The sequence below is a fragment of the Frankia sp. RB5 genome (genome assembly GCF_059816245.1).
The window spans coordinates 69530-86803 of the sequence record NZ_JCBATA010000010.1; the positions used below are offsets into that span (position 1 = coordinate 69530).

19 protein-coding genes are annotated in these 17274 nt (G+C 73.1%); 6 read left to right on the plus strand and 13 right to left on the minus strand.

Annotation, left to right across the window (positions count from 1 at the left end):
• Positions 1-800: 800 nt before the first annotated feature.
• Positions 801-1523, plus strand: a complete 723-nt coding sequence (locus tag AC6EXY_RS07235; protein ID WP_207770578.1) for a glutamine amidotransferase — start codon at positions 801-803, stop codon at positions 1521-1523.
• A gap of 21 nt (positions 1524-1544) precedes the next feature.
• Here the strand turns inward: AC6EXY_RS07235 and AC6EXY_RS07240 are convergent, their stop codons facing one another.
• The 6 genes from AC6EXY_RS07240 to AC6EXY_RS07265 all read right to left on the minus strand — a co-directional run bounded on the left by AC6EXY_RS07240 (position 1545) and on the right by AC6EXY_RS07265 (position 6345).
• Positions 1545-1835 carry a helix-turn-helix domain-containing protein gene (locus AC6EXY_RS07240; protein ID WP_499816903.1) on the minus strand — a complete coding sequence of 97 codons (291 nt, stop codon included), beginning with the start codon at positions 1833-1835 and terminating at the stop codon, positions 1545-1547.
• 23 nt (positions 1836-1858) lie between these two features.
• The gene (locus AC6EXY_RS07245; RefSeq protein ID WP_101835821.1) at positions 1859-2224 is read right to left on the minus strand and encodes a type II toxin-antitoxin system RelE/ParE family toxin; all 366 of its coding nucleotides are present in this window, start codon (positions 2222-2224) and stop codon (positions 1859-1861) included.
• Positions 2225-2321: 97 nt separating this feature from the next.
• Positions 2322-2945: a nucleoside deaminase gene (locus AC6EXY_RS07250; RefSeq protein ID WP_101835822.1), complete on the minus strand. Its 624-nt coding sequence runs from the start codon at positions 2943-2945 to the stop codon at positions 2322-2324.
• Positions 2946-2989: 44 nt separating this feature from the next.
• On the minus strand, positions 2990-4072 hold the full coding sequence (locus AC6EXY_RS07255; protein ID WP_243408108.1) for a Rieske 2Fe-2S domain-containing protein: 1083 nt from the start codon (positions 4070-4072) through the stop codon (positions 2990-2992).
• Positions 4073-4653: 581 nt separating this feature from the next.
• The gene (locus tag AC6EXY_RS07260) at positions 4654-5070 is read right to left on the minus strand and encodes a nitroreductase family deazaflavin-dependent oxidoreductase (protein ID WP_101835824.1); all 417 of its coding nucleotides are present in this window, start codon (positions 5068-5070) and stop codon (positions 4654-4656) included.
• A gap of 234 nt (positions 5071-5304) precedes the next feature.
• Complete coding sequence (locus AC6EXY_RS07265; RefSeq protein ID WP_101835825.1) at positions 5305-6345, minus strand: hypothetical protein; 1041 nt, start codon at positions 6343-6345, stop codon at positions 5305-5307.
• A gap of 763 nt (positions 6346-7108) precedes the next feature.
• Here AC6EXY_RS07265 and AC6EXY_RS07270 point away from each other — a divergent pair.
• Positions 7109-7651: a GNAT family N-acetyltransferase gene (locus tag AC6EXY_RS07270; protein ID WP_101835826.1), complete on the plus strand. Its 543-nt coding sequence runs from the start codon at positions 7109-7111 to the stop codon at positions 7649-7651.
• A 64-nt stretch (positions 7652-7715) separates the two neighbouring features.
• Here the strand turns inward: AC6EXY_RS07270 and AC6EXY_RS07275 are convergent, their stop codons facing one another.
• Together AC6EXY_RS07275 and AC6EXY_RS07280 are read right to left on the minus strand one after the other, a co-directional pair.
• Entirely contained in the window at positions 7716-8132 is a 417-nt protein-coding gene (locus AC6EXY_RS07275; RefSeq protein ID WP_101835827.1) for a nitroreductase family deazaflavin-dependent oxidoreductase, read from the minus strand.
• Positions 8129-8593, minus strand: a complete 465-nt coding sequence (locus tag AC6EXY_RS07280; protein ID WP_243408110.1) for a MarR family winged helix-turn-helix transcriptional regulator — start codon at positions 8591-8593, stop codon at positions 8129-8131. The genes AC6EXY_RS07275 and AC6EXY_RS07280 overlap by 4 nt, the downstream gene beginning before the upstream one ends.
• A gap of 392 nt (positions 8594-8985) precedes the next feature.
• On the opposite strand from AC6EXY_RS07280, the gene AC6EXY_RS07285 reads away from it, so the two are divergent.
• Complete coding sequence (locus tag AC6EXY_RS07285; protein ID WP_101835828.1) at positions 8986-9750, plus strand: hypothetical protein; 765 nt, start codon at positions 8986-8988, stop codon at positions 9748-9750.
• On the opposite strand, the gene AC6EXY_RS07290 is transcribed toward AC6EXY_RS07285, so the two are convergent.
• The 3 genes from AC6EXY_RS07290 to AC6EXY_RS07300 all read right to left on the minus strand — a co-directional run bounded on the left by AC6EXY_RS07290 (position 9739) and on the right by AC6EXY_RS07300 (position 12863).
• A complete protein-coding gene (locus AC6EXY_RS07290) occupies positions 9739-10782 on the minus strand; it encodes an NAD-dependent epimerase/dehydratase family protein (RefSeq protein WP_101835830.1) in 1044 nt (347 codons plus the stop codon). The genes AC6EXY_RS07285 and AC6EXY_RS07290 overlap by 12 nt on opposite strands.
• Positions 10783-10919: 137 nt before the next feature.
• Positions 10920-12101, minus strand: a complete 1182-nt coding sequence (locus tag AC6EXY_RS07295) for a sensor histidine kinase (RefSeq protein ID WP_101835832.1) — start codon at positions 12099-12101, stop codon at positions 10920-10922.
• Positions 12102-12134: 33 nt separating this feature from the next.
• Positions 12135-12863: a response regulator transcription factor gene (locus AC6EXY_RS07300; protein ID WP_101835834.1), complete on the minus strand. Its 729-nt coding sequence runs from the start codon at positions 12861-12863 to the stop codon at positions 12135-12137.
• Positions 12864-13027: 164 nt separating this feature from the next.
• Here AC6EXY_RS07300 and AC6EXY_RS07305 point away from each other — a divergent pair, with 164 nt between their 5' ends.
• From AC6EXY_RS07305 to AC6EXY_RS07315, 3 genes are all read left to right on the plus strand, one after another.
• The gene (locus tag AC6EXY_RS07305) at positions 13028-13708 is read left to right on the plus strand and encodes a glycosyltransferase family 2 protein (protein ID WP_101835836.1); all 681 of its coding nucleotides are present in this window, start codon (positions 13028-13030) and stop codon (positions 13706-13708) included.
• A 74-nt stretch (positions 13709-13782) separates the two neighbouring features.
• On the plus strand, positions 13783-14460 hold the full coding sequence (locus AC6EXY_RS07310) for a TIGR04282 family arsenosugar biosynthesis glycosyltransferase (protein WP_101835930.1): 678 nt from the start codon (positions 13783-13785) through the stop codon (positions 14458-14460).
• Positions 14461-14465: 5 nt separating this feature from the next.
• Positions 14466-15155: a class I SAM-dependent methyltransferase gene (locus AC6EXY_RS07315; RefSeq protein ID WP_115538038.1), complete on the plus strand. Its 690-nt coding sequence runs from the start codon at positions 14466-14468 to the stop codon at positions 15153-15155.
• Between the two features lie 150 nt (positions 15156-15305).
• On the opposite strand, the gene AC6EXY_RS07320 is transcribed toward AC6EXY_RS07315, so the two are convergent.
• A complete protein-coding gene (locus AC6EXY_RS07320) occupies positions 15306-15773 on the minus strand; it encodes a hypothetical protein (protein ID WP_243408111.1) in 468 nt (155 codons plus the stop codon).
• A complete protein-coding gene (locus AC6EXY_RS07325) occupies positions 15770-17167 on the minus strand; it encodes a molybdopterin-dependent oxidoreductase (RefSeq protein ID WP_423748171.1) in 1398 nt (465 codons plus the stop codon). The genes AC6EXY_RS07320 and AC6EXY_RS07325 overlap by 4 nt, the downstream gene beginning before the upstream one ends.
• Between the last annotated feature and the right edge of the window lie 107 nt (positions 17168-17274).

Genomic DNA, 17274 nt, shown 5'->3' on the forward strand with positions numbered 1-17274 from the left:
CAGCCTCTCCGGGCGACCCCCGAAAGGCGCGTATACGACAGCTCTGACTCACGGTGCCGCAGATTTCCGGCAGCGGCACGGGCGCGGCACATCAACGGCACGACGACGTCACGCCCTTTATGAATGGCCCGAGAAGAATCGCGCGCCCGGAACCAGCGAAAAGCCCGACGCCCGCCACGAGACGGCCGTCACGATCAAATTGTCGTCACGATCAAGGTCCTGGAAACAACCCGGTAGAAGGACACAGGCTCCCCCCAGCCCGGCACTCCCCGGCCGGTGACCACACTCACTGCGACCGCCACCCGAAACGGCCAGCTCGACGCCGGGGTCGGCGGTTCCCGTAAGCGGCATAACGGGCGGGCTTCCCACGGGTGGGAAGACACGTGCGTGGGACAGCGGCCCCGTGTCGCTGATTCGACGTGGCGTGCCCGATCTGCCCAGATTGTGCGACACGGACCGCCGCGATCATGCCGGAACGCGGCCATCACCGGCACCGCGACGACACCGCCGAAGATCACAACTCAGGACGCGGGCTAGCCCGCCGGGCGGGCGTCAGCGCCGCGTTCCGCGGAACGCACGCGCGGCAGTAGCCGGCCTCCGCGACCGCGTTCGGTGTTGTGATCCCGGGCCACGTGCGAGTACTCGCCCTGGGTGCAAGGGAGTGCGGTCCCATGGCACTGCGGCGTCAGACGGAGCGGCCACCGGCCGGGGCCGTCGTAGGGTTGCGGGTCGGGGACCCCACCACCGGGGCGGTGCCTGGCGACGGCGCACGGTTGGCGAGAGCAGGCGGGGGTGCGCGGGTGAGCGTGCAGGCCAGGGCCGGAAGCGTGGTCGCGGTGCGGCACGTGCCATTCGAGGATCTCGGGATTCTCGGGCCTTTGCTGGAAGCGCGCGGGTACCGTGCGCGTTATGTCGACGCGGGCGTGGATGCCATCACGGACGCGGAGCTCCTGGCTGCCGACCTGGTGATCGTCCTGGGTGGTCCTGTCGGGGTCGGCGACGTTTGTCAGTACCCGTTTCTGGGCGACGAGATCAGGGCGGTCGGCGCACGGCTGGAACGTGGGCGACCCACTCTTGGCGTATGTCTTGGAGCGCAGATCATCGCGCATGCGCTGGGTGCCGAGGTGACGCCGACGGGCCGGGTGGAGATCGGGTATTCGCCATTGACGTTCACGCCGGCCGGGCAGGGTTCCGTCCTCGCCGCGCTGGGGGACGGCCCGGTGCTGCACTGGCACGGTGACCAGTTCGCCATCCCGCCCGGCGCCGACCGGCTCGCCGAGACACCCGGCTTCCCCAACCAGGCGTTCACCGCCGGACCGTCCGTGCTGGGCCTTCAGTTCCACCTCGAAGCCGATCACACCCAGATCGAACGCTGGCTGATCGGCCACGCCCACGAACTCGCCACCCACGGCCTGGACCCACGCGAACTCCGCGCCGACGCGCACCGCCACGGCCCCCACCTCGCCGCCCGCGCCCGCGCTGTCTTCCACGCCTGGCTCGACCAGATCGACTCGTCTGTGTGACGGTGCCGCCGCTGGCGAGCGTCACGCGATCGCGGCGATGTCTCCGTCCTCGAAGTAGATCGCCTGATGGAGACGGCCTCCAAGCGCGGCGGCGTATCTCGCGACCACGTCCTGACCGGAGAGCGAGCCCTGCTCGATCTGGGAGATCCGGCCCTTGGTCACCCCCATTCGCTCGGCCACCTGCTGCTGGGTAAGCCCTCGTGTCCGCCGCACCTCAGCGAGCCGGTGGCCCACTGCGATGGCGAGCAGCTCCTGTTTGCCCGCAGCGACCGCTTCCTCCCCACCGACGCGGGCAACCTGCTCGGCCCGCACGTCAGACCACCGCGTGTAACCACTCATCGTCGATCGCCCTCTTCCTGACCGCGTTCCACCAGGTAGGTCTTGTACCGTTGCTCCGCGAGCGGGATCGCCTCCGCGTACCAGGCGTTCCACTGACCGGCTTTGTCCCCGGCGACGAGCAGGATGCTTGCGCGCCACGGGTCGAAGCAGAAGAGGATCCGTACCGTACCGGGCCTGAGTTCCTTCAGATTCGGCACTGATGAGCCGCTGATCGTGTCGACGAGCGGCCTACCCAGCCCCGGCCCGACGTCCGCAAGCAGGTCGATGGCCTGCACGACACGTGCACGCGTTTCCGCGTCCAAGCAGTCGATCCAGCCACGCACCTCGTTGACGAGGTAGACGTCCCACTGTCGACCAGCCACTCGGCGAGTATAGCTTCCGCTATACCTCGGTGCAGATGCGAACCGCCGGGGCATGGCTGCGCGCCCGACGGCCTGCGTCGGCCCCCGAGGCCCGACATCAGCCCGGCATCGGGCCGCGGCGGGCGTTGTAGACGGTGACGTCGTCGCGGTTGCCGTAGGCGGCGAAGACGGCGAGGGCCTCGTCGCGCAGGATGTCGGTGCGCACGGTGATGCCGCGGCGCTCGAACTGCTCGGCCCAGTCGTCGCGCATGGGGCCCTCGTCGAAGCCGGTGAGCCGCTCGATCTCGTCGCCCTCGCCAGCGATCGTCAGCGCCTGGATGCCGGACCACATGACGGCGCCGTAGCACATGACGCAGGGCCGCCAGTTGACGACGAGCTCGACGGGGCTGCCGGCGGCGCTCAGGTCCCAGGTGCCGAGGCGGGTCTGGGCGATGGACAGGGCGACGACCTCGGCATGCATCGTCGACAGGCCGGTGGCGAGGACGAGGTTCACTCCGGCGGCGAGGATCTCGCCGGTGTCGGGGCGGGCGACGACGGCGGCGAACGGGCCGCCGCAGCCCTCCTGGTGGTTGCGGGCGGCGAGGCGGTGGGCGAGGCGCATCCGGTCCTCGACGTCGGGGATCACGACGGCCGCCGGTCCGTCCAGGGCGGTGCCGGCGGCGCGGACCTCGTCGTCGACCCAGGTGGGGAGGGTGACGGCGAGGGTGCTGATCGGGTTCATGGGCGCGGGCCTTCCCGTCGTCTGGCTGTGGGTCTGGCGGTGGGTCAGGCGGTGAAGAAGTGGCTCAGGCCGAGCGCGCGCAGGCCGCGGCGATAGGCGACGGAGCTGCGGTCGGCGGGGATGTTGACCTCGATGCGGGGGTCAAGCGGCAGGTTCTCGGGGCGCTGGGCCTCGACGATGGCCCGGTCCTCCTCGAAGATCCGCAGGTTGAAGTCGTAGACCGCCTGTTCTGGCTGGTCGGTGGCGAAGTTCTTGGCGATCGGCGCGAACATCCTGGTCTGGCGGGCGGAGACCGGCGACGCGGCATTCATGATCGACAGACGGCCGCCCTCGGGGAAGTGGACGACGAGGGTGGCGGTGAACGGCAGGTGCGCGTCGAAGTGGCGCAGCCAGCGGAACCCGGGTGGCGCCTCGAGGCCGCTGCCGCGCGGGTAGTTGGCGACGGTGCTCCAGTAGTCGGCGGCGAAGCCGTACTCGGTGGGTGTCGGCGTGTAGTCGGGGACCTCGGCGTTGTCCGGGTCGGCGAAGGTGTCGGTGTGCACGAAGGCGAAGTGCGCGACGTCGAGGAAGCCCTCCACCTGACGGCCGGCGAACGCGGCGACGTCGAACGGCGGACAGGTCACCCGCTGGAAGCCGGGCTCGTCCCAGTGCGGCATCCGCGGGATCACCACGTCCGACGGGATGTTCGTGCCCGGCTGGCCGGTCGGGTCCGGCGAGGCGGTCGCGGGCCGGTCGGGGCGCAGGCAGGTCCAGACCAGGCCGTAGCGTTCGATGGTGGGGAAGGTCGTGAGCGTCATGCGGGCGGGGATCTTCGCGCTCGGATGCGCCGGGATCGCGACGCAGGCGCCGGCAGCGCCGAAGTGCAGGCCGTGGTAGGCACAGGCGATCGTCTCGCCGTCGCCGCGGCCCAGGGTCAGCGGCGCGCCGCGGTGCGGGCACAGGTCGCGGGCGACGACGACCTCTTCGCCCGCACGGTAGATGACAAGCCGTTCGTCGAGCAGCCGCGCCGCGACCGGCTGGTCGCGGACCTCGCGGGACAGCGCGACCGGGTACCAGTGCCGGGCGAGGATCGCCCAGTCGGCCGGGTCGAACGTGCAGTCCGACGGCAGCGCAGGCGGGGACGCCACGGGAGGTGTCGGCGTGAAGGCGGGCGTGTGGAGGGCGTGGAGGGCGTGAACCATGGGGCCTCGGCAGGATGAGGACCGCGGGCCTGCGGGCGCGCGGTGGCGGGATCGGCGGAACAAGCCGTGCGTCTCCTCGACGTCGGCCGTCGGCCGACCGACGTGCGACGTGCGACGTGCGACGTGCGACGTGCGACGTGCGACGTGCGACGTCAGGCGTCGTGCGCGATCCGCCCGCGGGTCCAGGCGTGCCGATGAACGTGACGGCGCACGTCCACAGGGCGGTTCGTCCGCATCCGGCGCGCTTCCTCCCGCCCGTTCCCGTTCCCGTTCAGAGCTTTACCCGCCTTCGCGAGCCAGGGTGGCGGCGCGGGCCGCGCCGGCTCCCCGACTGTCCGCCGCCGCCGTTACGGGGCGGTGGCAGCCGTCGAACGTCGGTGTGTCGCCGCTGGAGACGATCATGTCGGGCTGGCGCGGACCGGTGGTCCGGCCCCGGGCGGGGAGGGCCGAACCACGGCCTCGGGCGCCGGGTGGCTCGCTGGTGCCCGTTGGGGCACACGGCTCGTTGGGGCAGACGGCTCGCCTGGTCAGGCGCCTCGGGCGGTGAGGGCGACGACGGGGATGGTGCGGGTCGTCTCGCTCTGGTAATCGGCGAAACCCGGGTAGAGGGAGGCCTGGCGCTGGTACAACCGGTCGCGATCCGGGCCGGTGATCTCCTCGGCGTGGACATCGACCGTCTCGTCGCCGACCTCGATCCGCGCGTCGGGATGTGCCTTGAGGTTGTGGTACCAGGCGGGGTTGGAGTCGGCGCCCGCCTTGGACGCGAACACCAGGTACCGCTCGCCGTCCTTCAGGTACATCGCGGGATTGACGCGCGGCTCGCCGCTGCGCGCGCCGACGGTGTGCAGCAGCAACAGAGGGGCTCCCGCGAAGCCGCCGCCGACCTGGCCGTGGTTGGCGCGGAACTCCGCGATCGTGCGCGCGTTGAAGTCATCCTCGCTCATGGGCGCGGGCCTTTCTGGTCGGGCCGAAGCGGTTCGGTGCCGGATCGTCGGGTGGGACCGCCGGGGCATCCGCCGGCTGGGTCATTGCCGTCTCCCTTCCGTCTCCCTTCCTCCAACCGCCACACGTGGTCCGAACTTCCACGCATGGTCCGAAACACCGCGCGGGGTCCGAACGTTCACGCGCGGTCCGAACCGATCGGTCGATGCCCGCCTGATTCGCCGCCAAACGGCTGGTCAGTCGGTCGGGCGACGCCAGAAGCGGCCGGCGAAGCGCACGTCCCGCCGGTCCGGCGAGCGGTACTCGAAGGTCATGCCCACGCTGCCGCCGATGGTGATGCCCGTCTTCATGCTGGCCAGCAGGTCACGGCCGAGGATGCGGATCTTCGCGGCCGCCCATGCGTCCTGGTCGATGACGGTGGCCTGCGCGTTCGGCCAGTCCGGCATGGCGTAACCCGCGATCGCGTTCGCGGCGGCGATGGCGTCCTCGACGCTCGGCAGCAGGGCGAGCAGCGGGAACAGGGGCTTGCGCGGCAGAACGCCCCAGGCGTTCTTCGCGGTGGCGGTCTCGGGATTCATCCGGTTCGCCTTCAGGATCTTCGCGCACTTCAGGATCGCGGACATCACGAAGGCGTAGCGCCGCCGGTCGGTCGGGCCGTGGTGGGCGACGGCGGGGTCGTCCTCGAACCGCGATTCATACCAGGTGACGGTGAGAAGCGGATGCATGATTCCCGCGCCGACGTCCGCCGTCGAGAGGTTCAGACAGATCTGCTCGACCGGAATACCGACGGTCGCCTGGATGTCCGCGTCGGGCACCTCCGCGCCCAGGCGCAGAATGTAGTCGCTGTCGAGCACCCGAAGCTGGAACCCGTCGAACTCCCCGTCCTGCAGGGGACCGTCCCGGAGGGTCCACAGGGCGTCGACGGTGACGCCCAGGGCGGCGGTCCGCCGCTGCCAGCCGGCATCGTCGTTGCGTTCGGTCGGGGTGGTGCGGAGCTCTATCTTGAAGGTGTTCGGGGCGGCCCGGTCCGGGAGATCCCGGGTGATCTCGACCAGCACCTCCGTACTGCCCACCTCCCCCACCAGTCCGAAAACCTTGTCCGGAGTCCGGACGTCTGGAACGGCAGCACCCGTGACGATGGCCCGGTACTGCTCCGCGCTGACTTCGGCGGCGGCACCGACGAGTTCCTCCTCGGTGCCCAGTGAGAATGACCGGAAATCCCGGCGATAATACGCGGGAGAGGTGTCGGCCGGCTGCGGCTGGACGGCGTGGCTCACAAGGTCCCCCCATCGGACGAGACAGCGGCACGCGGCCACCGGGCCGACGCTGGTCCGGCGGGCGCGGGCCTGACCCTAGGACACGGGCGATCGCCGGGGGACCCTTTCGCCGACTTTTGGAAATGCCTGCGGCACGGTTATCCCGCCTGCCACAGCTGCCAGCCGATCCACTCCACCCAGTCGGCGTCGACCCGCCTCCGCCTGCGCGCGGCGATACGCCATCGGACGGCCGCGCCGTGAGCACCGCACCCGGACGGCCGGCGGGCAGCCGCGCCCGTGGGCGCACAGCCGCCGGCAGGCCGGCCGTCGGGAGCGTTCAGCCGCCGAGCGGAGGGAAGTCCCAGCCGTTCCAGGCGGCGCGTTCGCCGTCCCGTGGCGCGTCGACGACCCGGGAGGGCGAATTCCAGATCATCGTCGCGCGCCGCGGGACGATGTAGGCCGGCCAGGTCGGTCGGCGATGCTGTGCACCGCAAGCGCCGCCGTCGTCTGACGCTCGAAGGCGGCGGAGTGCACCAGCGAACCGTTCCCGGCCGAGTATCCGGCACCCACCCGCGACTCCGCCTCCTTCCTGGGAACCAGGGACCTCTCGTTCCCAGGAAGGAGGGAGGGATCGGCAGCCACCGATGTGCGCCCGGAAAATTCGGTACACCCCGCCCCGGACCCGTGGCAGCGTTCTCCTCGTCAGGCCCACCACGCAGGCCCACCACGCAGGCCCACGCAGGCCGACCACACGGCACGACGGACCTACCCGGAGCGGAGCAGGATGATCAGTTGGCGGCGACTCGAGGAGTCGGACTTTCCGACGCTGCGGACGTGGCTGGAGCGGCCACACGTGGCCCGGTGGTGGAACCACGAGACCACCGTCGAGGCCGTGCACCGCGACTTCGGCCCCGCGACGCGCGGCGAGGATCACTCGGAGGACTTCCTCGCCCTGCTCGACGGGGCGCCCGTAGGGCTGGTGCAGCGATGTCGGATCGCGGACGAGCCGCATTACTTCGACGAACTGGCCCCCCTCGTCGAGCTTCCCGCCAGCGTCATGACCATCGACTATCTCATCGGCGAGCCGGAGCTGACCGGCCATGGCCTGGGCCCCAGAATGATCGCCTCGATGGTCGCGAGAATCTGGTCCGACCATCCGGAGGCCAGCTGCGTGATGGTGCCCATCGTGGCCTCCAACCGGGCGTCCTGGCGCGCGTTGGAGAAGGCCGGATTCCGCCGGGTCGGGCAGGGGCCCCTCACACCCGACAACCCGGTGGACGATCCGCTGCACTACGTCTATCGCGTGGACCGTCCGTCAACGTCCTGACCGACCGCCTCCCCCACTGGCCCGCTCGGTGATCTCGGCCGGCCGGCCCGGCGACCTCACCCGGCTACGCCGGACGTTGGCTCACGATACGGAAGGTGGGGTGATCAGCCGAGTCCGGGAGAGTGTCGAAGCTGCGCTGGACGGTCGGGAAGCGGCCGTATTTCCGGAGATACTCCGTAAGCAGGGGAGAGCGTTCCTCGGGCGGAACCTCGGCCGTCTCGATCAGGCGGGTGCCACTGCGGTCACGCAGCCGCGCGTGGCCGGCGGCACGCATGTTGCGGGACCATTCGCTGTCGCCGTAGGCGGAAACCAGGTACTGCTCGCCGGCATGCTCCAGAACGGCGACGGCAATGCTGCGCGGGCGGCCGGTGACGCGGCCGGGAACCGTGAGCGTGTGGACGACGGCAGGCTGGAACAGCCGTGCCATCCGGCCACCGATCACTCGCGCCGGCCAGGACGGCCGAAGATAGGAGCGGTTCATGAACCTCGCCTTTCACTTCCGAAGTCGGATTCTTCCGCCTGGGTGTCCCCCGTGTCGCCCACGTTGGCGACGAGGCGGGTGAGCAGAGCACCCGCCGCCGCCACCTCCTCGTCGGACATGCCCCGGCGAAGTCGCCCGTCGAAGGCCACCGTCGCGGCCCGCAGGCGGAGAAACGCGGCTGCCCCGGCGTCGGTGAGCGCGACCAGGTGGACCCGGCGGTTGTCGGGGTCACGCGTGCGCGTGAGAAGGCCCTGGGCCTCCATGGCATTCAGATGGTGGGTGAGCGTCGCCTCCCGGATCCCCACCGCCGCCGCCAGCTCACGCTGACTGGCCCGCGCTCGGGCCGTCAGGTTCATCAGCACAAGCCACATCGGCAGCGACCCACCCGCCTCCGCCAACGCCTCGTCGTAGGCACGGCGCACGACCCGCGCCGAGCGCGTCAACTGCAGCCCGATTGGCACTCGCGATGGACCCACGAGCAGAAGTCTACCCACCGTTACATAGATGTCAAAGGGTTCGACGTCTATGTGTAGGGTGGGCGGTGTCGGCGCGGGTCCTCACCCGCGCAGCGGGGCGTGGGCGAAGGCGGTCATCCCGTCGGTGAAGGGCACTGTCGGGTGTCCCGCGGCATGGGAGATGGCAAGCGCCAGCACGCCCGGCCAGGTGACGCCACCGCCGATCGGGAAGCCGAGCCGGCCCGGTCCGACGCGTCCCCCCGAGGCCGCATCGGGCCGAGCAAGATCCCTCGTCGGTGCCGCCCCGGTTCGTCTCGACGATGCCGCGGTGGCGCGCCGGCTACCTCCGTACCAGTACGGAGACTCACCACCGAGCGCGATGTGGCAATAATGCGCATATGGTCTCAATCCGGCACATCGTGCTGGCGTTGGTGTGCGCGGCGATCATGGCGATGGTGGCCGGCTGCGGAGGCAGTGACGCGAACCCCGGCGATCTCGCGACGTCGCCCTCCCCCGGCGAGACGGCGTCGCTGGCGGACGCGGCCGCCGCCTGCACCGTCATCGCCCGCGCCGGACCGGACCTGCCGGACCCCACCGCCGACCTGAACGATCCGGACACCCTGCCCGCCGCCACGGTCCACCGGCTACAGGGCGCCGCCGGACTCGCGAGTGCGGCGGCGCGATCCGACCCGCGGCTCGGGCCCGTCGGCTGGGCGGCCGAACGGCTCGACGACGATCTGCAGACCCTCGACGTCCGCGACTTCGCATCCGCGACGGAGGCCACCGTCACCGCCTGCCGCGATCTGCGGCTGCCCTCGACGGTCACGCGCTCGTCCGCCCAGGCCGACGCGGCCCTCGGCTGCGCGGCCGCCAGCCGGGCCCGGGACCGCTTCAGCGCCGCCTCCCCCGGCGGCGCGAGCCCCGGCAACGACGACCGCTTCAGCGGCATCGCGCTGCTGCTGCAGGCCGCCTTCGAGGCTGATTCCACCTACCAGACACTCGCCCAGCTCGGCCAGGCGCTGCCGGAGGACCTGCGGCAGGGCACCGTCGACGAACTGTCCGCGGACGGCGCGGCCCTGCTCACCGCCTGCGGCAACGCGGGATTCCTGCGCGGCCGCGATGACCGGGACGACCGGGTCACCGGCTCGTCGTCACCGGCGTAGCGGGGCGCGCGCGAAGGCGACCATCCCATCCGTGAAGGACACCGTCGCCTGGTAACCCAGCAGGTCGCGGGCACGGTCGGACGAGGCGACGACGTGCCGGACGTCGCCGATCCGGTACTGGCCGGTGACGACGGGCATGGGTCCACCGAAGGCGCCGGCCAGGGCATGCGCCATGTCGCCGACGGTGTGCGGCTGCCCGGAGCCGACGTTGACCGCGACGAGCCGGCCCGGCGCGGCGTCGTGGCGCAGCGCCGCCAGGTTGGCGCGGGCGACATCGTGGACGTGGACGAAGTCGCGCAGCTGGCAGCCGTCCTCGAAGACCCGCGGCGGCTCGCCGCGCTCCAGGGCGCTGCGCAGGATCGCGGCGACGCCGGCGTACGGGGTGTCCCGGGGCATGCGCGGGCCGTAGACGTTGTGATATCGCAGTGCCAGGACGCTGCCGCCCGTGGCCGTGGCCCAGGCGGCGGCGAGATGCTCCTGGGCGACCTTGGTGGCCGCATAGACGTTGCGCGGATCGAGCGGCGCGTCCTCGGTGACGGGCGTCGAGAGCAACGGCCGCCCGCAGCGCGGGCAGGGCGGCTCGAACCTGCCGGCGTCCAGGTCGGCGGTCCGCCGCGGGCCGGGCCGCACCGGTCCTTCCACGGCGCAGCGGTATCCGCCCTCGCCGTAGACGACCATCGAGCTGGCCAGGACGAGACGTTCGACGCCCCGCCGGGCCATCGCGGCGAGCAGCACGGCGGTGCCGAGGTCGTTGTGGGTTGCGTAGGCGGGCAGGTCGTCCAGGTCGACGCCGAGGCCGACCATGGCCGCCTGATGGCAGACGGCGTCCATCCCGTCGAGCGCCGACGCGACCGTGGGCGGATCGGTGACGTCGCCGACCATGAACTCCGCCTGGTCGTTCAGGACGGGCCGGACGCGGTGCACGGCCGGCAGCAGCGCGTCGAGGATCCGGACGGTGTGCCCCGCCTCGACCAGCACGTCGACGACGTGGGAACCGATGAAACCGGCACCGCCGGTGACAAGAACCCGCATGCCCGCGACGCTAGCCGCGCCCCGGACCGCCAGATCTTACGAGCCGCGGAAGCCCGGGCAGCCGCTCGCGGTCGGGCCACGATCAAGCCGCGACCAGGCCTCCGACAGACCCCGGTGAGGCCGGAGTCAGATTGGTGTCAGGCCGCGGGGAGCGCGACGACGAACCGGCAGCCGCCATGCTGGTTGTGGACGGTGACGTCGCCGCCGTGCGCCTCGACGATGCCGCGGACGATCGCGAGCCCGATGCCGGAGCGCACCCGCGGCTGGTGGGGATGGTCGCCGCCCTCCCCGGGCGTGCGCGCGCTCTCCCCCCGGAACCCGAGGTCGAACAGCCGGGGCAGATCCTCGGCGGGGATGCCGCCGCACCGGTCGGCGACCGCGACGATCGCCCGGCCGCCGACCGCGGTGCCCGCCCCGGTGGCCCGCCGCGCGGCGCGACCCCGCTCGACCCGGACCTCGACCGTTCCGTCGTCGGGCGTGTGGCGGATGGCGTTGACCAGCAGATTGATCAGCGCACGGCTGACCTGGGCGGCGTCCGCGTCGACGTAGACGGCGTCGTCGGCGCGGCCCGCGACGGTGACCCCGCGGGCGCGGGCGATGGGATCGACGACCGCGACGGCGTCGGACACGACGTCGGCGAGGCACACCTTCTCGATGGTCAGCTGGAGTGCTCCGGCCTGGAGCCGGGCGAGCTCGAACAGGTCATCGACCATGCCGGTCAGCCGTTCGGCGTCGGCGAGCATCCGCCGGTGGTAGCGCGCCGTCGTCGCGGCGTCCGGGACCATGCCGTCCGCGAGTGCCTCGGCGGTCGCCCGGATGCCGGCCAGCGGAGTGCGCAGGTCATGGCTGATCCAGGCGACCAGCTCACGCCGGCTGGCCTCCAGGGCACGTTCGCGCTCCCGCGCCTCGACGAGGCGGACGTGGGTCGCGTCGAGCGTGCGGGCGAGCGCCGTCAGCTCGGCGGTCGGCGCGCGGCCGGCCCCTTCGTAGAACCCGTCGCCCAGGGTGTCCGCCGCGCTGGTCAGCCGTCGAGTCGCCATCACGAGTGGCCCGCCCAGACGTATCGCGGCCACGGACGCGACCACGGCCGACACCGCCACGACGATCAGCACGACCCGAAGGTCGTGGCGCGAGAGGAACATGGCACGGGCCGTGCCGACGACCCCCGCCGCGACCGCGAGGATCGGTACGACGCACAGCACAAGAGCCGTTGCCCATAGTGACCGGCCGCGCAGCAGCCGCAGCAGCGGCACGCCGGACAGGGCGGCCACCGTCGAGCAGGCCAGGGCGATCCCGACGACCTGCATCTGCTCGCTCACGTCAGACTCCCCTCCCCAGCAGCCAGGCCGCGCCTACCCGTCGGCCGTGCGCGGCTGCCGCGCGGAACCGGGCCGGGCTCCGACCGGCGGGTCGTACCGGTAGCCGACGCCCCACACGGTGACCAGCAGCCGCGGGGCCGTCGGATCGTCCTCGATCTTCTCCCGCAGCCGGCGGATGTGCACCGTGACCGTCGACGGATCGCCGTAGGTCCAGCCCCACACCTGTTCGAGGAGCTCGGCGCGGTTGAAGGCGCGGCCGGGGTGACGCAGCAGGAACACCAACAGGTCGAACTCGCGCACGGTGAGCGCGAGCGGGGCGGCGTCGCGGGTCGCGGTGCGGGCCGCGGCGTCGACGACGAGGGCACCGGCGCGCAGCACGCCGGCGCCGGGCGGCGGTGGCTCGTGCGCCCGCCGCAGCACCGAGCTGACCCTCAGGGTGAGCTCGCGCGGCGAGAACGGCTTGGTCACATAGTCGTCCGCGCCACACTCCAGCCCGGCGATGCGATCGTCCTCCTCGCCGCGCGCCGTCAGCATGATCACCGGAACGGGACCCCGCGCGCGCAGCCGCCGGCAGACCTCGATCCCGTCGAGCCCGGGCAGCATGAGGTCCAGGACGACCAGGTCCGGGGCGGTCATCTCGGCGATGCGCAGCGCCGCCGGCCCGTCCCCGGCCCGGTCGACGTCGAATCCGGCGTTGCGCAGGTATCTGTCGACGACCTCGGCCACAGTGGCGTCGTCGTCGACCACGAGGACACGGGCCACGCCGCCACCCTAAAGCGCCGTGGGGCCGCCCGGACGACGCCGAAGCCCCCCGTCACCGGTTCGTAAGAACCTCCGCCGAAGCCGCCACGAGAACGTCCCTCCACCAGCGGATTTCCTTGTTTGGTAAGGGTCGGTGGCACCCGGCCGTCACTAGAGTCCCGATCATGATCACGCATGGTCACCAGGAGCCGCCGTCGGTCGACGTCGTGCTCCCCTGCCTGGACGAGGCCGAGGCGCTGCCCTGGGTCCTCGATCGGATGCCGCCCGGCTACCGGGCCGTCGTCGCCGACAACGGCTCCCGCGACGGCTCGGCGCGCATCGCCCGCGAGCGCGGCGCCGTCGTCGTCGACGTGCCGCGCCGCGGCTACGGCTCGGCCGTGCACGCCGGACTGCTCGCCGCGGACGCGGACGTGGTCTGCGTCTGCGACGCCGACGCCTCGCTGGACCCGGCCCAGCTGCCCGACCTCGTCGCCCAGCTCACGGCCGGGCGCGCCGATCTCGTTCTCGGCCGTCGCCGCCCCACCTCCCCGCGGGCCTGGCCGCCGCACGCCCGGCTCGGCAACGCGGTCGTCGCCCGGCGGCTGCGCCGGCGCGGCGTGCGGGTGCACGACCTCGGTCCGATGCGGGCCGCCCGCCGCGCCGACCTGCTGGGCCTGCCGGTCACCGACCAGCGCTTCGGCTATCCCCTGGAGCTGCTGCTGCGCGCCGCGCAGGCCGGCTGGCGCATCGTCGAGACCGACGTCGACTACCACCCCCGCGTCGGCCGGTCGAAGGTGACGGGCACGCCGCTCGGGACGGCGCGCACGGTCCGGGACATGACGGCCGCCCTCGCGAGCCTGCGATGAGCGGGCCGGCGGCTTCGGCCTCGGCCTCGACCTCGGCTGCGGCTGCGGTGACGGCTGCGGTGACGGTGCTGGTGATGGCCAAGGAGCCCGTCCCCGGCCGGGTCAAGACCCGGCTGACCCCGCCGTTCACCCCGGTCCAGGCGGCGGCCGTGGCCGAGGCGGCCATCGCCGACACCCTGACCGCCGTGCGCGGCCTCCCCGACCATCCCGGCGTCGGACCGGTCCGGGCCGTCCTCGTCCTCGACGGCGCCGCCGGCCCGTGGCTGCGCGCGCCGATCGACATGCTCCCGCAGGCCACGGGACCGTTCGACGCCCGGCTCGCCGCCGCCTTCGACGCCGTCACCGGCCCGGCGCTGCTGATCGGGATGGACACCCCGCAGGTGAGCCCGGCCCTGCTCGCCAAGGCCTGCGACCTGCTGACCCGGCACGACGCCGTGTTCGGCCCGGCCGCCGACGGCGGGTGGTGGGCGCTCGGCCTGCGGCGCCCCGACGGCGGCCTGCTGCGCGGGGTCGCCACCTCCCGGCCGGACACCGGGCGCCGGCAGCGGGACCGCCTGGACCAGGCCGCCCTGCGCATCGCGACGCTCCCCACGCTGCGCGACGTCGACACCGCCGCGGACGCGGACGCCGTCACCCGGCTCGCCCCGCACGGCCGCTTCGCCGCCACCGTGCGGGCGATCCGAACCGGCGCCGCACCCACCGCCGGCGCCGCACCGGCCGCCGGGCGGACCACCACGCTGGCCAGCCGTTGACCACCGTGGCGACACCTGCCGGGCACGCCACGCAGCGGACGCGGCCCGGTGCGCAGGACGGTTCACCGACGTCGCTCTACGAGGCGGCGCTGCGCTCGGCCGACGGACGGCTGTGGGTACGCCACCCCGACGGCCGGCGGGAACTGCTGCCGGTGCCGACCTGGCGCGGCGGGCTGGCCGCCGGCGACGCGTCCCTGCTGCGGCGCTGCGTCGGCCCCACCCTGGACATCGGCTGCGGCCCCGGCCGGCTGGCCGCGGCCCTCGCCGGGCGCGGCGTGCCCACGCTCGGCATCGACGTGGCGCCGTTCGCGGTGCGGCTCGCCCGCCAGGCCGGTGCCGCCGCGCTGTGCCGCGACGTCTTCGGCCCGCTGCCCGCGGAGGGCCGATGGTCGACGCTCGTGCTGGCCGACGGCAACATCGGCATCGGCGGCGACCCCGGACGGCTGCTCGCCCGTGCCGCCGCGCTGCTCGGTCCGGCCGGTCAGGTACTCGTCGAGCTGCGAGCCCGGCCGCGGCCGTCGTCCGCCGCAACGCTGGTACGCCTGGAGGGGCCGGACGGACGGGTGTCCGGCACGTTCCCGTGGGCGTTCGTCGGTCCCGACGACATCGGACCGTCCGCCACGGTCGCCGGACTGGCCGTCACGGAGACCTGGCGCGGCGGCGGCAGGCGATTCGCGACGCTGCGCCGGCCATGAACGCCCACTGATCGGCGCCCCTCGGGGTCCGCGCCCGGCCCACGCCCAGCGCGGACCCCGCCAGCCGTCCCCGCCGTCCGCGCCGTCGGCCCGCGCCGCACACCGCCGGCCCCGCGCGGTCCGCGCCGCGCCCGCGCGGTCCGCGCCGGATCAGGACCCGTCCGGTGCGGCCCTGCGCCCGCGCCGTGCCCGCAGCGCGCGCATCGCGATCAGGGCTGCGGCGACCGCCCACACGGCGCCGAGGACGATCGCCAGGTTCCTCCCGTAGGGCAGCGGATCGACCGACGGGTTGTCCGGCGCGCCGCCGTAGCCGCGCCACAGCGGCAGGCTCGCCAGCGCGACGGACACGCTGGCCAGCAGCGTCCCCTGCACCACCGCCCGGTACGGCGCGCGCACCAGCCGGGTGAGCACGAACCCCACCGCGGCCGTGACCGGGAAGGCAACCAGGTCGTGGAGCAGCAGGCCACCGATCAGCCACCGGGCCGCCTGCGGCGGGTGCGTCGCATGGGGCATGCCCAGCAGGCCGTGTACGCCGTACCCGAGCACCGCCAGTCCGGCGACGGCCACCAGGCCGCGCACGACGGCGCCGACGGTCGGCCGCACGCCGCTGCGCTTCACAGCATCACCACCCGGTGCACCCACTTGGTCTGCAGGACTCCGGGCCGATTCGGGGCGATGAGCCGAGCTGGATAGCCGTGGTCGAGGTTGAGGTCGGCCCCGTCCAGGCCGGTGGCGAGCAGCGTCAGCGGGTCGCGGGCATGCGGCGGTCGCACCTCGCTGGCGCGGTAGCCACCGCGGCTCTCCAGCGACTCGACCCGCACCGTCGCGCCCGCCGGGATGCCCGCGGCGTCGAGCAGGTCCCGCAGCCGGGGGCCGTGCCAGGTGGCGTCCGCCGACCAGCCCTCCACACAGGTGATCGGCAGGGTCGAGATGTGCTGGCCGAAGGCCCGCAGCTCGACCAGGCTCAGCGTGTACGGGCGGGGGCCGACGACCTCCAGCCGGTAGCCGGGGTCGCGGGCGAGCGTGCGGACCCGCGCGGCGGCCGCGGTCCTGTTGACCGGCAGACCCTGCGGCCCGACATCCGGCCGCCGCGGGCCGAGCAGGTCCAGCGAGGCGAGGCCGGGCACGAACTGACCGGCGCTCGTCACGGTGATCACGCCGGCCGCGGCGCCGACGGCGATCCCGAGTCCGCGCCGCGACAGTCCGGTCCCCGCCGGATCCGGTGCGGCGCGCGGATCAATATCGACCGCGTCGCCGGTGGGCTCACCGGTTCTCGGCCCGTCCGAACCGGGACCGTCGGGCTTGGGCTTGGGCTTGGGCTCGGGCCCGGGCTCGGGTTCGGGCTCGGGTTCGGGTTCGGGCTCGGGTTCGGGCTCGGGCTCGGGTTCGGGCTCGGGTTCGGGTTCGGGTTCGGCCTGATCGGATCCCGGACCGCCGGCGTCGCGCGCGCGGCCGGCCCGGCCACGCCCGACGTTCGCCCGCACGACCGTGACCTTCGCGGCGATATGCAGCAGCAGCGCGCCGATCGTGATCCAGGCGACCCAGTAGTGGGTGACCGTGAAGAAAAAACGGAAGCGGTACCACTGGGCGATGTTGGCCACGCCCGTCGCGAGCTGGAAGAGGGCGCCCGCGACGAGCGGGACGATCGTCAGCCGCTCCAGCGCGTGCGCCACCGAGCGCACCGGCGGCCATTCCCACAGCCGCGGATACACCGTCCACAGCTTCGCCAACAGCAGCGGAATGCTCGCCAGCCCCGTGGCCACATGCAGGCCCTGCGTCAGCCGGTACAGCCACACCGGCCGGGCCGGCCAGTCCAGCCACGACGGCGGATGCTGCATGAAGTGCGAGACCAGCCCGGTCAGGAAGCACACCCCGAACGCGACCCCGAGCCAGATCCCGAGCAGCGCGGCCATCCGCGGGTCATGCAGCCGGCTGGGGAAGGCGTCCTCGCGCAGCGGGCCGCGCCGCGGGATCGCGGGTGGTCGTGGGAGTCGTTCGGGGAGCACGCGCACCCAGGCACCGTAGGTCGGGCGGAGCGATCTCAGGGCGCCGCGAAGCCTTACGGAACGGAGAAACCGGCCCGCGCCGTGGCGGTCGCGACCGGGACAGCCGCCAGTGT